Below are 15,303 nucleotides of genomic sequence, written 5' to 3' on the forward strand. Positions count from 1 at the left end.
ATGAGGTACCTGCCAGACAACATCCAAGAACAAACCAAGCGAATTGTGTGTTTAGCCGGGTATGACCCCTCGATATACGTGTCGAAACAGGAAGAATCAGTAAAGAACTAACGTGAAATTCAGCCAGACCGTTCTGGACATGTCAAATACAGCCGACAATTGAAGAAAAAAAGGAAAATTTGTCGGCTGAATAGAAGAATTAAACGTTTTTAAAAACTTAATCTAAAAAAATAGGCTAAGTCTAGATCTGACCTTCGAAATGTGAGATATATCTATATCACCCACTTTAAATTAGCAACAAAAAAACTCAACAAGCAATGCTTGTTGAGTTTTTTAACGATCGTATCTCTTCATCCAACCGAGTCCCATTGAACCTTCGCCCAAATGAGTGCCGATGACCGGTCCGAAGGGACTAATCGAAAAGGCTACGGACGGGAGCTGAGCTTCTAATTCAGCTTGCCAAATTTCTGCTTCCTCTAACCGATTGGCATGGATAATGCTCGCTTGTAGTGGAATCCCTTTAAGCGCATCTTTTTCAAGTAATTCTACAATTCGCTTCATCGCTTTTTTACGAGTGCGAATTTTTTCAAAAGGAACAATGACTTTATTTTCAAAATGAAGGAGTGGCTTCACTTGCAACAGACTCCCAATGATTGCTTGGGCACTGGATAAACGGCCGCCACGTTGCAAATGAGTTAAATCATCCACCATAAAATATGCGCGGCTTGTTGATTTCAATTCATCTAATCGGGCTAAGATGGATTCCGGGTCTGCCCCTGCTGCTGCCATTGTTGCCGCTTCTAGACCATAGAAGCCTTGAACCATACAACTAACCTCAGAATCGTAAGCGAAAACGTCAACATCATCGATCATCTTGCCTGCCGCAACGGCTCCTTGGTACGTTCCGCTAATTCCGCTCGATAGGTGAATGGAAATAACAGCATCGTAATCCTTTGATAATCGCTCAAAAAGCTCAACGAATTGACCAATTGAAGGCTGCGAAGTCGTCGGAAGCTTTTCCGATTGCCGAACTTCTTCATAAAAAGCACTTACAGAAAGATCGACCTCTTCTTGATACGTTTCCCCATTAATCACTACACTTAACGGGATCATATGTATGTTGAGTTGTTCGCGCAATTCTTGCGGGATATACGCCGTGCTATCCGTAACAATTGCCGTTTTCATAGTATAACCGTCCTTATATTTTAAATTTATCAGCTACATCTGATAGAGATTGCTACGCTGTGTCTAGCTTATATTTTATAGCATATCTCTGCCGTTTGCACTCTTTTCAAGTGAAAAAACTATCAACACCAACCAATTTCTCTCAATTGAGGAAGCACAAGTAGAATGAACTAGACAAAAAAACCTTGGAAATATATCCACGCATATTATTAAATCAAAAAATGAGCGGAGTTCGCGTCAAATCACATTGACAAGCATCCGCTCATTAATCTATAACGATATACCTTTCAGTTCAAAATCTACTCTTCATCTGGTTGGAAGAAGATCGCGCTTACCTTCCAACCATCATCAGTTTTATGCATAATCGTTAGCTGTTTTCCTGAACGTTCTGCTGATTCTTCTGTATCAGGAACAACGGTTTTAGCTGATAGCTCAGCGTAGATATCCGCTTTTTCCCCTTGGAAATTAATAATCTTAACGTTTTCAGCCACTCTTTCACTATCGACACTGTCAAAAATTTGCGTGACCACTGTTCTCTGTTCTTCATAATTAAAGTTTAACGGTTCGTTCGATAGTGTATTCATATACCCTTCAACATCTTCGTTGTTGAAGGTGTCGATATACTGTTGAAAGTCAGTTAGTAGCTCTTCCTTCTCTTCAGCTGGCACTTCTGCCTCTGTCAAATCAGGAATATCCTCTAGCATCGTTCCTAACCCGCCAGTACTTGGTGCTGCTTCTTCAACTGGTTGCTGTTCTTGTTCCGTTACATTTTCTTTTTCATCTTCTGCGCAGCCTACCAATAACAGAGCGCTCATACTTATCCCTACCATCACAGTCTTCCATTGTTGTTTTTTCATAGTGTCACCCTTCTCTTTTGTCTACTGTTATTCATTTTAGAGAAAAATCAGCCAACTCTCAACACTTCTTTTAAAAAAGAAAAGCGCAAGGCGCCCGAAACCGGCGACCAGCATAAGACGAGCCGGCTGAAAGGTTGCTCTTTGACCTTTTGGACGGATTGGCTTATGACCTCGAGCCGGTGGCGCCTGGAGCTAGACACACAGAAATGCGCAAGGCGCCCGAAACCGGCGACCAGCATAAGACAAGCCGGCTAAAAGGTTGCTCTTTGACCTTTTGGACGGATTGGCTTATGACCTCGAGCCGGTGGCGCCTGGAGCTAGACACACAGAAAAGCGCAAGGCGCCCGAAACCGGCGACCAGCATAAGACAAGCCGGCTGAAAGGTTGCTCTTTGACCTTTTGGACGGATTGGCTTATGACCTCGAGCCGGTGGCGCCGCCCACGATCAACAATATTCTATCCAAAAAAACAGCCTCAGCACAAAAAAACGACTCAAAAGACTTTTTCCTTTCCGTCTTTTGAATCGCTATAGCTTATTTATCGAATTTCAACCCAGCCTTTTTTAATCGCTGTCACAACAGCCTGAGTACGATCATTCACACTCATTTTTTGAAGAATATTGCTTACATGGTTCTTAACCGTTTTTTCCGAAATAAACAATTCTTCTCCAATTGTCCGGTTCGAACACCCATCAGCTAAAAGCTGTAACACTTCACATTCACGCTTTGTTAGTAAATGAAGAGGACGACGAACTTCCATTTGTTGATACGTGTTCGATGTGTGTTCTTCATTTGCTAAGCGACGGAATTCATTTATCAGATTATGTGTCACCTTTGGATGGATGTAAGAGCCACCTTCAGCCACAACCTTGACAGCTTGAATCAAAGTGTCAGCATCCATCTCTTTTAACATATAACCAAGTGCACCCGTTTTCAACGCATGTGAAACATACATTTCATCATCATGAATTGAAAGGATAATAATTTTCGCTTCAGGGTAGTTTGTTAATAGTTGGGCCGTCGCCTCAACGCCGTTTAACTTTGGCATATTAATATCCATTAATACGACATCGGGATGATGTTCTTCCACTAATGGAACTGCGTCAACACCATCGCTACCTTCCGCCACTACGTTAAAGGAAGGTTCAAATTGAAGGATGCGCTTGACTCCTTCACGAAATAACTGATGATCATCAATAATCACAATATTAATTGCCATACCTAATTTCCTCCCTGCGACCTTAACTCAAAGGTACTGTAATGGTGACAGATGTGCCCTGACCAATGATCGATTGAATGGTTAATGATCCTTCTAGTAGTTCTACTCGTTCATTCATTCCCATTAAACCAAACGAATTTGCCTTCTTGCGGTTCACATCAAATCCCTTGCCATCATCCTTGATAATAGCGAGTACCTTATCTGGTCGTATCTCTATTTTTACTTTTATCTCTCTAGCTTCTGCGTGTTTTAATGCGTTTTGGACCGATTCTTGGATTAAGCGAAATAACGCTACTTCGTATTTTTGATCGAGACGTAACTCTTTGCCCATATTCTGAAACCGAATACTCGTTTCTTTATGATACTCTTCGATTGTGGAGAGGTATTTTTTGAGGGTCGGAATCAATCCCAAATCATCCAGCGCCATCGGGCGAAGATCATAAATAATGCGCCGAACTTCATATAGAGCAGAACGGACCATTTGCTTCATATTACGAATTTCTTGTAAAGCGGAATCTGCTCCCTCTTCGCTGTATATTCGTTCAACGAGATCCGTTCGCATAAGAACATTCGCCATCATCTGTGCTGGACCATCGTGAATTTCCCTAGAAAGACGCTTCCGTTCATCCTCTTGTGCTTCAATAATCTTCAAGCCAAATTCTTGTTTTATTTTGGCATCCTCAAGCGCCTGTCCCATCACTTTAAGGTCACTGCTCAAGTAATTCATCACTACTGATATTTGCGAAACAAGATGCTCCGCTCGGTTGATGGTTTCTTCTAATGACTGTAACCGCCGTTCAAGTTCATCTCGTCTCTTACGAAGCTCTTTCTCTTGGTGGCGGTTCATGCTTAGTTTCATCTGATAATCATGTGCCTGTTCATAAGCTGCACGAACTTCTTTTTCAGAAAATTTCTTGAAATTCCGACTGACCTCTGACAAACGATTACGAGCCAGTTTAGTCTTTTGATCTAAATCGTCACCTTCGTCGATGACTTTATGGACCATTTCGCGAATATATTTTAGTTCATTGGATAACGAATCGTAATCCTGACGGCATTGCTCACCTATATGAAAGATTTCATTTTTACTTTGACCAACTGTGTCGACCATTTTTTCTAGTATTTGATCAAGTACTATTTTATTAACCTTCTTTAAAGACATGAGCTTCCCCTCTTTACACAGTGCTATCCATATTGTACATGGAAAAACTTTCTTCATCTATGTTCGACAATGAAAAACAATTGATTTTTCTAAAAAATCGGTAATATGACATAGATTGCCCATATCCATATGTGCCAATCATCCTATTTTTTCTTTTGAAGGGAGATTCTTTGCTATAATAGAACCTAAATTTACTTTTAAGAGAGACGAATTCCGCAAAAATTGTTGTTTTACGTATTGATATTCCAACGGCATAGGAAAGGAAATCGGTGCTTCCTCCCCTATTTATCGAAGGGAATGACCGAAAAGGAAGATGGACTCGAATAGAAAACCAAATAGCAACTATGTAAACAAGATTAGCCTAGTAGAAAACAGGAACGAGCGCATTGAACCTATTATACCATGTCGGAATTTGTCGGATATTAAAAATTCATTACAAACATTCCCTTATAATTCATTTATTGTGAAGATTTAGGGAAAGGAAATTAAACGAAATTTGCTTAGGTCAGGAGGTTAAAATAATGCTTGCGAGCTATTTATCAGTTGCCGGGTACGGAGAACATGAAATCACGATTCAAAAGTCTAGATTTATCACCTATGTGGATCGAGCAGAAACCGAAGATGCTGCCCAAGAATTTATTGAAAGCATTAAGAAAAAACATTGGAATGCGAGTCATAATTGCTCAGCCTATATGATCGGCGACCGCAATCAGATTCAAAAAGCCAATGACGACGGCGAACCAAGTGGCACAGCGGGTGTTCCTATGCTTGAAGTATTAAAAAAGCGAGATCTCAAAGATACGGTTGTTGTCGTAACCCGTTACTTTGGGGGAATTAAGCTTGGGGGTGGTGGCCTGATCCGCGCATATGGACGTGCGACAACCGAGGGATTAAATGCGACTGGGATTGTGGAAAGGCGCCTAACGCAAATTATGAAAGTAAAGATAGATTACTCCTGGCTTGGCAAGGTAGAGAATGAAGTTAGGACATCTAGCTATCAATTGAAAGAAATACATTATTTCGAACTTGTCGAGGTAGAGGTATTTGTCGAAGAAGCGGCTAAAGAGGATTTTATTGATTGGATTACGGAGATTACAAATGGTCAAGCATTTCTAAAAACAGGTGAATTACTCTATCATGAAACCACCATCATTTAGGTGTTTATTGGAAAAAACATCTTCATTGAGAAAAATTAATTTTTAGAATTTATTTTTTTCACCATACTAAGAATAAGCAACAATCTTCATGTGCCAATTGTTGCTTTTAACAACTAGGAAATACCAACAGTGCTTTTTTGAAGAAGGCGATATTAAACAAACACCCCTATTGAAACAAAAGACTTACACAAATACAGTAGAAACTAGATCTAGATAAAATCAAGCCCTTTTAATGGGGGAACTTCTGAATTCATACGAAAAGATGCTGGAAACTCATCTGTTTGTAATACAAGACTGCTACAAAAAACAACCATTTTCGAAAAAATTTCTTACCGAACAGCAATGAACTTTATTAAAGTAGTTCATTTACACTGGCTCTTTTCGTGTACCTTGTTGTTATTTATGCTAATTTCAAATGCTATCCTCCGTTTTGCTGTTGATTCCCATCAAAACAAAGTGATATCACCGTTTATTGATTGGTTCGAGGAGCAGCAAACTTTGCGAAAACAGCCTTAACAATAAATAGCGTGTTAACAATTAACCGGAAACGGGTATATCAAAATAAACCACTTATTTTGGATTTGAATGTAACTTTTTCAGAGGGAAGTTCGTCTAGTATTAAAGATGCACTACCCATTCGTAAATATTTAGTTTATTCAAAACATTCTACCCTGCCATAAAAAAAAGTTGCAAAACAAAGAATATCTGGTATTCTTACTTGTGGAGAAACATTTGAAAAAAGAGGTGAATTAATGTACTCTCTAAGTGATTTTATTTTTGCTTTTGCCATTTCCTTGGTTGTTTCCCTGGTAGTGACTCCATTAGTAATTAAATTCGCTATTAAATATGGATTTGTTGATAAGCCTGATTATCGTAAAGTTCATAAAAGTCTTATGCCACGAATAGGCGGTCTCTCGATTGTTATTGGGGCGACAGCCGGTTTAATTTATTTGAATAAACTAATCCCCTTATTGTGGCCAGTTATACTTGGCGGGGGAATCATATTAGTTGTTGGTATCCTTGATGATAAGTATACTTTATCTCCAAAAGCAAAACTTATCGGGCAAATTCTTGCTGCTTGTATTGTCGTTTTTGCTGATTTTAAAATCGACTTCATTACATTGCCCTTTGTTTCTGAGCGAATTTACTTAGGAAATTTCAGTTATCTATTCGGGATTTTCTGGATTGTAGGAATTACAAATGCGATAAACCTCATTGATGGATTAGATGGACTAGCTGGTGGTGTTTCCGTTATAGCCATGACGTCCATTATGACGCTTGCTGCTTTGAGTGGTCAGTATATCGTTGTAGCGCTAACTATTATACTAATCGGTAGTACGATTGGATTTCTATTCTTTAATTTTCACCCTGCAAAAATATTCATGGGGGACACTGGCGCCTTATTTTTAGGTTACTGTATCTCGATTATCTCGCTTTTAGGCTTGTATAAAAGTGTGACGATTTTCAGTTTAATTGTACCAATCATTATTTTGGCAATACCTATTTTTGATACTTTCTTTGCGATCATTAGACGCATACTAAATAAACAAAAAATTTCTGCACCTGATAAATCGCATCTGCATCATCGCTTATTAGAACTAGGATTTTCTCATAAAGAAACGGTATTAATTATTTACGCAATTGGTGCATTTTTCGGATTATGTGCGATTCTTTTCTCCCGATCTACCTTATGGGGCGCAGTTCTCTTTATCGGTGTGTTAGTTGTTATAATTCAATTAACAGCCGAAATAGTAGGACTTATTGGGAAGCATAAACCGTTAATCAACACAATGAAGAAAATTCGTGAAAGATAACCAGTCGTCTGTCTAAATACAATAATAGATTAGTAGAAAAGCCTTGATTATCCAAGGCTTTTTCTCTTTTATATTGGTTTTTTGTACGAAATAGAACTATTTTAGGCAACGCTAAATTAGTTAGTTTGGCTCAAATAAAACAGGCTTAATCGACTACCTAGACTATCAATTGCTTTTTTATCGTAGACGGCGGCGGTGGTTGCGCCTAGTGGTTTCTAGTATGAATTGTTGCTGTTCAATTCATGATTGAATGGAATTATCCATTTTTCAGCCAATTCGTTCAAGTAAATACGACAAGCCGATTCCAAACTTTTATTTTAAACGGTTTATATACTCCTAAAATAAGCAACAAACTTTACGAAAAGCTGTTTTCGCATACTTTGTTGCTGTAGCATGCAAAAAAGGAGGGAAACACTCTTTTTTTCCTCATTTCGGGTTAAAAATGATGCGAGAAGATGCCCGAAGTCAATCTTCATCACAAATTGGGGGCTAATTCGAAAAGCCACTATCTTTGCGAAAACAGCCTATTGAAAAAAAGCAGTTAGTCCAAAGGACTAACTGCTTTTTGCTTACTTTGTTAAGACACTCATTACATTTTCACGTACTTCGTTTGAAATGGCTCCAGATCCACCCAAGAAATATACATCAGGAAGAGTCGATCTTTTATTTAACCAGGACTCTACACTACTTGGTAACTGATCCTTTTGGGTTAAAATTAGTGGAGACTTCATCGTTGCAGCTAGAGAAGACGCTGGTAAGGCATCAATGAAGACTTCTCCCCGGGCAAAGAACAGCGTATTCCCTTCAAAAATTTGACTATATTGATCAGCAATCTCCATGCTTGTCTCATAGCGGTCTTTTCCAGACACTCTTGTTACTACTGTAGACAATTTTTTCAATTGATTCTCAACATTGGCAGAAACAGCCGATGTGCCGCCAATGATGTTCACTTTATTAATATCATGCTTTTGAATATATGAAGAAACACTTTCATGTAGGGATTCCTTTGTCGTATAAAGAATAGGAATTTGCATCATACTTGCATAAGAAGCAATTGATAAAGCATCTGGTGATTTTTCATCTTTTGTTACAACAAATACTTCCTGAGTGTTATTAATTTCATTTGCAACCTTAACGGCTGTTTCGTACCTATCCGCTCCACTTACGCGGACAATGTTCTGGTCATTAAGAAAGGAGAGCTCTTTTATTTGATTCTCAGCTTTCGAGCTAACAGCTGATACACCACCTAAAATATACACATTCTCTGGTTGAAGACGTTTTAATTCTTCCAGAACGCTTGATGGTAGATTACTAGATGACGTTAACAATAAAGGAGAGTTATATTTTTTTGCCAAGACGCTACCCGTTAATGCATCGATGGATAAATCTCCTCTTCCAATAATGACTGCCTTTGATCTATTTTCCCAACCATAGCTAGAAACACTTGTACTCGTCTCATAACGATCTTTACCTTGTAAGCTGTGAGAGTAATTATTTATATCTAACTCTCTTGTAACTGTTGTCTTGGGGTAGTAAAAATTCAAAATCTTTTCAAAGTCATGGCCTTCTTTTGACATTTGATAAGCCCCATATTGGCTCATACCAACCCCATGACCGAATCCTGCTCCTTTTATTGTAAATGCGTTGCTAGCATCTTTGTTGTCAACGCTCTTAATATATGGACTTTTCATAATGGATGTACCAATCATAAAGCGAAGATTATAGGCTGTATCGTTGATTGTTTTTTGTTTCAGTTCAATCTTGCCATCTTCATCTTTACTATATGCATCCTTATTTTTCTCTAAATAAGTAAAACTGATTTTTCCTGATAATACATCATTTGAGGAGAAATTTGTCGATTGCTTATCAAAAGAAATTTCTGTAATATCAACAATCTTTATTTCGCTCGTATCACTGATATAGTTTTTGCTTTTCAATCTAGATTTAATATTTGAAATGATAGTAGCATCTTTTTCCTTCTGTTGATCCCACCAAGTTTCTGGTTTATTTAAATCTAGATCTTCCAGATTTAGTTGTTGCTTGTGAATGGTATAGCTCCAGTCAAGAAATGGAGATATTTTATGATCATATGGATCTGTTTTAGTTTGAAAGTAGGAGACTAAATCCGTTCCCCAAGTATTCTTGTTAGAAAGGATTTTCCCTCCATTAGATGAAGAATATAGGGCATTAACATAACTTGAACCACTCTTTAATACTTCTCCTTGCGTTTCGTTCACTGAAAGGTTTGTATAGGGCTTATACATTTCTACAGAGGTATTTGCACCTTGTTTTAATCCTTTATACACCTGATTAGACTGAGTATCATCTATCGTCCAAGCACCTTTTCTCAATACATAGGTTCTTGCGGCAACAGATTGTGCCTTTAACGCCTCCATGCCTCCATTGCTTCCCCATGAAGCATACATTTCAGCTGGTACAACCCCTTTTAAGTAGTCTTCAAGGTTAATATGATTAATCGGTCTGACATATTGCTTATATTCTACTGTAAATTCTACTTCACCTAAATAGGATGTATGGTATTTATCTAGTAGCGTAACATAGCTATCCCTTGAGTTCGTAACCGACGGAACCAATGATAGACTTTGGTCAAACTTTTTCACAACTTTGCTACCTTTATAGAGTGTCAGTTTTCCAGATTCAACTTTTACAGAATAATTATCGGTAGGTTCAATAAAAACATCGGTATCCGCCACTTGATAACTCCCGGTAATGTTGAAAGAAATATTGGATACGTTTCCAACGTAATTATGAAGCTTAACAGATATTGGCTGACCTTCCGCAAGAGCGTTATTTGGAGAAAGCATCAAAAGGATGACCATAGAACAAATGACTAACGAGAGAGCTTTTTTCAACATAATTCCTCCTCAATATTTACAAGAATAGTGCACAGGCGCCCCATAAACCCATAGTCATGACCACTAGCCGGTGGCGCCTTGAGCTATTCAATCCCCTTAAAGATTTCACTTTTTCTTATCTTTTAATAGGCTATTTCATAGATGATCAACTGAAACCTTAAACCACAAATTATGAGAAAACAGCCTTTTAATAAATTCGGTGATATTTTTCTTTATCTACTACATGTCTTGATAAAATGATTCATAGCTACTACAGCGACTCTACTTCTTCTAATACGGATTCGATAATATAGCCATCCTCACCCGTCTCTTCAAATACTTCCTTAATCATCCCAATTCCAGGAGCAAAATAGATTGTGTTGACCGCCTGTCCACTGCCAGCACTAACGGTACTTTTCACTTTATACACCCCTTGGAATTTTTGGTAGGGTACTTCAATTGTTTCATCTTCACTTACAATTTCCCATATAGGAGAGTCCCCGGTTCCTTTATGAGTGATATCTACTATTGGATGCATCTCTTTATTAGAGGTAAAGTCATGTAAGATACTTTCTCTTGGAGACTCAGGATCACTTTCTTCATACACTACTTGAATGATATCCTCATTCCATTTAAGAACTTGTAATGTGACCATATCGCCAATTTCAAAGACTCTCTGAATGTAGGTATCATTCATATCCACAATGCTTTCTGTCAATGTATACTCATCATTTTGATTAAAGGTTTTTATTATATTTTCTGTGGGCTTTAAAGTTGCTAACGCGTTTTGATTCCCTTCATCATCTAATTCAACTGGTTTATTTTCTGGTTCCTTATTAACTTCATTATCTTCTACTTGTGTCGTCTCGCCTTCTTTTTCAAGAGAATCCTTCGCCGAATCATCTGAATTACAAGCAACCAACAAGATAAAACTGAAACTAAGGATGAACGATAATCTCATTTTGTTTTGAATTCTCACAAATGTTCCTCCTTAATACAACACATTTTTCATTTTTTCTATAATATGTTGGTCGACAATTCCACCAACTTTAATTACTTCACTAACATTATTCGTTGGTCGGTAGTCTAAAATAAAATCATAGATATGCGGATTTATTTCATTCCCAACAAGAATTAGAAGAGAACCCGATTTTACTGATAACGCTGAAGCAGTTAAGGCATCTGGGAAATTCGTTCCTGTAGAAACAGCCAGCTGACTAGAATCCAGCACACTACTAAACTCTCTTAAAATAGTAGCCAGCGTTTGATAACGGTCTTTCCCAGCTAATCGTTCTACTTTCGTTGATCCAATTTGTTGCTTGATAGCTTTTTCAACAGAGGCTGAGATAGCACTCTCCCCACCAAGTACTTTAACTTGTTTCCCCGAAATAAATTTCAAAGCGTCCTCGTTCATGTGATTTTTATCAGTCAATAGAATCGCCCAGTTATTAGCAGCTGCAATCGGAGCAACTCCAAGAGCATCTGCGAAATTCGTTCCAGAAGCGATAAAAACACCCTCTACTTCTTCTAATTGTTCATTGATCAGAATATTGGTTTGATAACGGTCTTTTGCTCCTAACCTCGTGACATCTAATCCCATATTCTCTAATTTTTTCTCTGTATCTTGCGAGATGGCCTTATTACCACCAATGATAGTGATTGAATCCGCGTCAAGTCTCTTAATTTCTTGTTCCACTTCTGAATTTAAATAAGATTCATTTGTTAACAATATCGGGGCATTGTCTAGCTGTGCAGCTAATGGACCAACAGACAAAGCGTCTGCAAATTGGTAAGCAGTCGTGAGTACAACTATTTTCTTCTTTTTATCACTTTTAAAACCTTCTGGATATAACTTTTGAGAGACTTTTATTGCTGTTTGAATGCGGTCGTCTCCAACTAAAGCCGTTTCCTTGATTTCTCTAGTTACTTTGAGTCCGGAAATATTCGTCCAAAGTACATCAACAAGATCAATATCCATTATTTTTGTAGGATACTCTTTTTCTTGTGCATAGAGAATAGCCGTATTAAGGTCATAAAATGAGTTTAATGTTGTTCCTGTTTCTCTTTGAACACTATATTTTTTGGGGAGATAATTCGACCATAGAATACTATCAAGTTCAAGGTCTACAACCCGTGAATCTTCAACGCTTTCAGCATAGGTGATTGCTTCTTCCTTATCGAAGAATGTTTTTACTTCATCATTAGATTTTTGAAAAACACTATATTCTTTTGTATTGAAAAATACTTTTTTCTGTTGAAATTTATCAAATACATACGTGTTATTCTTTGTTTTTGAATATTTGACAGCTTCTTCTTCAGTACTGAAGGTTTTTAAGTGTTCATTTGAAGTAGAATAAACTTCAAATACCTTGAAATAATCCACGACTCCTCTTTTCAAAGCTTCTGCTGCATTAGTCTGAAATGAGTTAGTCTTAATAAGTGCTTCTTCAGTAGGATTGGACATAAATCCCATTTCTACTAATACTGATGGCATTTGGGTGTTTCTTATCACATAAAAAGGCTCATAATTACGGACACCTTTATCATTTAGCTTTAATAGATTGATAACACTAGGATGCACTGAATTAGCTAATCGCTTACTCTCATTCACATAACCAACTTGAATTGGATCAGGTGGCCATTGAGCGTCCCAAGCGGCGGATTTATCGTAATAATAGCTCTCAAATCCATTTACATAAATATTTGTTGGGACAGAATTGTGGTGAACAGACACAAAAACAGACTGATCATTTTTTCCTTTAATAAAGTTATTTGCTAACTCCACTCTGTCTTCGAGGCTTAAATATGTGTCATTGTTCGTTCTCGTCATAAACACATTGAATCCTTCTGATTCTAGCTTTTCTTTTAATTTTAAGGAGATTGCTAGGTTGGCATGCTTTTCATAGAACCCAGAAGTTTTTCCAGAGTATCCACTTGTGCCGCTATCCCAACCACCATGTCCAGGATCGATTACAACGTTCTTTTCTGCAGAAATAATACTAGGGACGATGAGAAACAGTGCAACAGAGACAATGGCCGTTAGTAGGTGCTTAAATTTATTCATATAACAATTCTCCTCCAAAATTTTTTATCATATTGATTTTATCATGTATATCGACATAATATGTGCTTCTTTTGACATCTTTTCGTAAATTTCTACTAAAATGTAAAAAAACAGCCAATTTCCTCTTATGGAAAATCGGCTGTTTCGCTAATTAATTTCCCCTCTTAAAGTAATTACTTCTTATTATAAGATCAGAAATTTGAAGAGCGTTTTTTTCAAAATCTATTTTTTCTTGATTCATTTTTCTATCAGATATAATTTTATTTTCCAAAGGAAGAACTGAAAAACTATCTGCTGTAGTTAACATATTTCGTCCTAATACAACATTTTCATATTTTTCTTCCTCAATTCCCATGACATAAGCAAGTGTGGGATAGATGTCCAGCTGTCCAGTAGTTTGGGTCAGCTCCAATGGTTCTAAGCTCGGATTGTATATCATGAATGGAACTCGACCTGATTGATCGACCCCTTCAATCGTAGGATTTTCCTTCATGATTTGTTGTTTGTAATTATTTTCAAAAGCAGCGTGATCCCCGTAAATTACAATCAACGTATCATCGAGCATCTCTTTCTTTTCAAGAGTATCTAACAAGCTACCGATCGCTTTATCAGCATAGCTAATCGACTGTAAGTAGTTTGAAAGAGAAGTTTTTTCATATTGAGAATCAAACTCAAGACTCTTATGCTCTGATGGCATTTCGAAAGGTGTATGACTTGTTAAAGTAATTAATAACCCATAATAGGGATCTTCTTCATCTTCAAGAAAATCAACGGTTTGATTGAAGAACTCTATATCGCTTAGCCCCATCCCAATCTCTTCTCCATCGGAATAATCTTTGATTGAATGATATTCATCAATACCTAAATATGGATACGATTCCAGTCTATTCCAATACGTTCCCTCATCCCCATGAAAAGCAAACGTAGAGTAGCCCTCTTCCTTTAATAGATCTGGAAGAGTTGTATATTCATTCCTTGGATAGCGGAAAAAAGTACTCCCTTCATTCACAGGTAGAAGAGATGTGTTTAAAATAAATTCGGCATCAGAGCTTCTTCCACCTTTTGTTTGAGGATAGAAATTCGATGCATACACACTATGTTCTAATATAGAATTTAGATTGGGTGTTATTGGTACATTCTTTATTTCCTTATTTATTACCCAATTCTCTAAAGATTCTACTTGGACAAATAACAAATTCTTTCCTTTCCCTATACCTTCATATTTATTATTGAGATACAGTCTATCTTCACGATATTTTTCTTTATTAGCAAACCACTCTAGAATTTCATTCTCTTCTTCGACACTTAACTCAATATATCGATTATTCTTATAAGTTATATACAGATCTAGCGCACTATATTGAATTGGATTAAATGCTAATAAATAATCATAACGATCATATATCTTAAATATTTGAGCATATGGAACACCATCGACATAATGATTTTTTAGTGGTTTAAACGTCAACAACGACATCCCGACAAGAAAGAAAATGATAAAATAGGCTATATGATTTTTCTTGATCGAAAACTCCTTCTTCTTTGCCACTAGCAATAACACGATTATATCCACAATAAAAATAAAATCCCTCACCTTAATGAGTTCGAAAATACTTGGACCTAAACCGGATAGATTCGAAGTTTGGAGTAGTGCAAAAAAAGAAAGCGGTGTACCAAAATAACGAATATACCATAGCTGGGCCAATATCAAAAAGGTCATTAAAATATTTATTGAGATAACAAAAATTTTTCTAGACCAAGTTTTTAAAAGAAAAGCAAAGGAAAATAAAACGAAAATGCTACCTGGTACAGAAACAAATAAGCTTTTGACTTCAAGAATATTTTTCCCAAGAAACAAATAAAACATAAAGATTTTTAATGTAAGTCCAACAGCTGATAGCACCATCATTTTATCTTGTGTAATAGAATAAAAAATCTTTTTAACATTTCCCATTTTCTCATACCTCATTTACGTGATTGTAATAGAATGC

Annotated in this window: 10 protein-coding genes; 2 read left to right on the plus strand and 8 right to left on the minus strand. The window is 37.1% G+C overall.

Annotated features, from left to right (window positions below; all coding sequences use genetic code 11):
* Positions 1-333: 333 nt before the first annotated feature.
* From U8D43_RS07500 to U8D43_RS07515, 4 genes are all read right to left on the minus strand, one after another.
* Positions 334-1,185 (minus strand): DegV family protein, encoded by an 852-nt coding sequence (locus U8D43_RS07500; protein ID WP_335870565.1) that lies wholly within the window; start codon positions 1,183-1,185, stop codon positions 334-336.
* A 299-nt stretch (positions 1,186-1,484) separates the two neighbouring features.
* On the minus strand, positions 1,485-2,042 hold the full coding sequence (locus U8D43_RS07505) for a hypothetical protein (protein WP_335870566.1): 558 nt from the start codon (positions 2,040-2,042) through the stop codon (positions 1,485-1,487).
* A gap of 537 nt (positions 2,043-2,579) precedes the next feature.
* A complete protein-coding gene (locus U8D43_RS07510) occupies positions 2,580-3,260 on the minus strand; it encodes a response regulator (RefSeq protein WP_335870567.1) in 681 nt (226 codons plus the stop codon).
* A 22-nt stretch (positions 3,261-3,282) separates the two neighbouring features.
* Positions 3,283-4,422 (minus strand): sensor histidine kinase, encoded by a 1,140-nt coding sequence (locus U8D43_RS07515; RefSeq protein ID WP_335870568.1) that lies wholly within the window; start codon positions 4,420-4,422, stop codon positions 3,283-3,285.
* A gap of 521 nt (positions 4,423-4,943) precedes the next feature.
* On the opposite strand from U8D43_RS07515, the gene U8D43_RS07520 reads away from it, so the two are divergent.
* Together U8D43_RS07520 and U8D43_RS07525 are read left to right on the plus strand one after the other, a co-directional pair.
* Positions 4,944-5,579: a YigZ family protein gene (locus tag U8D43_RS07520; protein ID WP_335870569.1), complete on the plus strand. Its 636-nt coding sequence runs from the start codon at positions 4,944-4,946 to the stop codon at positions 5,577-5,579.
* Positions 5,580-6,331: 752 nt separating this feature from the next.
* Positions 6,332-7,393 (plus strand): glycosyltransferase family 4 protein, encoded by a 1,062-nt coding sequence (locus tag U8D43_RS07525; RefSeq protein ID WP_335870570.1) that lies wholly within the window; start codon positions 6,332-6,334, stop codon positions 7,391-7,393.
* 569 nt (positions 7,394-7,962) lie between these two features.
* Here U8D43_RS07525 and U8D43_RS07530 read toward each other — a convergent pair.
* From U8D43_RS07530 to U8D43_RS07545, 4 genes are all read right to left on the minus strand, one after another.
* Positions 7,963-10,269 carry a cell wall-binding repeat-containing protein gene (locus U8D43_RS07530; RefSeq protein ID WP_335870571.1) on the minus strand — a complete coding sequence of 769 codons (2,307 nt, stop codon included), beginning with the start codon at positions 10,267-10,269 and terminating at the stop codon, positions 7,963-7,965.
* Positions 10,270-10,519: 250 nt separating this feature from the next.
* Positions 10,520-11,227 carry a hypothetical protein gene (locus U8D43_RS07535; RefSeq protein WP_335870572.1) on the minus strand — a complete coding sequence of 236 codons (708 nt, stop codon included), beginning with the start codon at positions 11,225-11,227 and terminating at the stop codon, positions 10,520-10,522.
* A gap of 12 nt (positions 11,228-11,239) precedes the next feature.
* Positions 11,240-13,312 (minus strand): N-acetylmuramoyl-L-alanine amidase, encoded by a 2,073-nt coding sequence (locus U8D43_RS07540; protein WP_335870573.1) that lies wholly within the window; start codon positions 13,310-13,312, stop codon positions 11,240-11,242.
* A 151-nt stretch (positions 13,313-13,463) separates the two neighbouring features.
* Positions 13,464-15,266, minus strand: a complete 1,803-nt coding sequence (locus U8D43_RS07545; protein ID WP_335870574.1) for an LTA synthase family protein — start codon at positions 15,264-15,266, stop codon at positions 13,464-13,466.
* Positions 15,267-15,303: the final 37 nt, after the last annotated feature.

It is taken from the genome of Bacillus sp. 2205SS5-2, assembly GCF_037024155.1.
Lineage (GTDB): Bacteria > Bacillota > Bacilli > Bacillales > Bacillaceae_K > Bacillus_CI.

Coding starts and splice junctions, on each gene's coding strand:
- U8D43_RS07505 (WP_335870566.1), bottom strand. CDS start 2,042: ATGAAAAAACAACAATGGAAGACTGTGATGGTAGGGATAAGTATGAGC.
- U8D43_RS07510 (WP_335870567.1), bottom strand. CDS start 3,260: ATGGCAATTAATATTGTGATTATTGATGATCATCAGTTATTTCGTGAA.
- U8D43_RS07530 (WP_335870571.1), bottom strand. CDS start 10,269: ATGTTGAAAAAAGCTCTCTCGTTAGTCATTTGTTCTATGGTCATCCTT.
- U8D43_RS07500 (WP_335870565.1), bottom strand. CDS start 1,185: ATGAAAACGGCAATTGTTACGGATAGCACGGCGTATATCCCGCAAGAA.
- U8D43_RS07540 (WP_335870573.1), bottom strand. CDS start 13,312: ATGAATAAATTTAAGCACCTACTAACGGCCATTGTCTCTGTTGCACTG.
- U8D43_RS07545 (WP_335870574.1), bottom strand. CDS start 15,266: ATGGGAAATGTTAAAAAGATTTTTTATTCTATTACACAAGATAAAATG.
- U8D43_RS07520 (WP_335870569.1), top strand. CDS start 4,944: ATGCTTGCGAGCTATTTATCAGTTGCCGGGTACGGAGAACATGAAATC.
- U8D43_RS07515 (WP_335870568.1), bottom strand. CDS start 4,422: ATGTCTTTAAAGAAGGTTAATAAAATAGTACTTGATCAAATACTAGAA.
- U8D43_RS07525 (WP_335870570.1), top strand. CDS start 6,332: ATGTACTCTCTAAGTGATTTTATTTTTGCTTTTGCCATTTCCTTGGTT.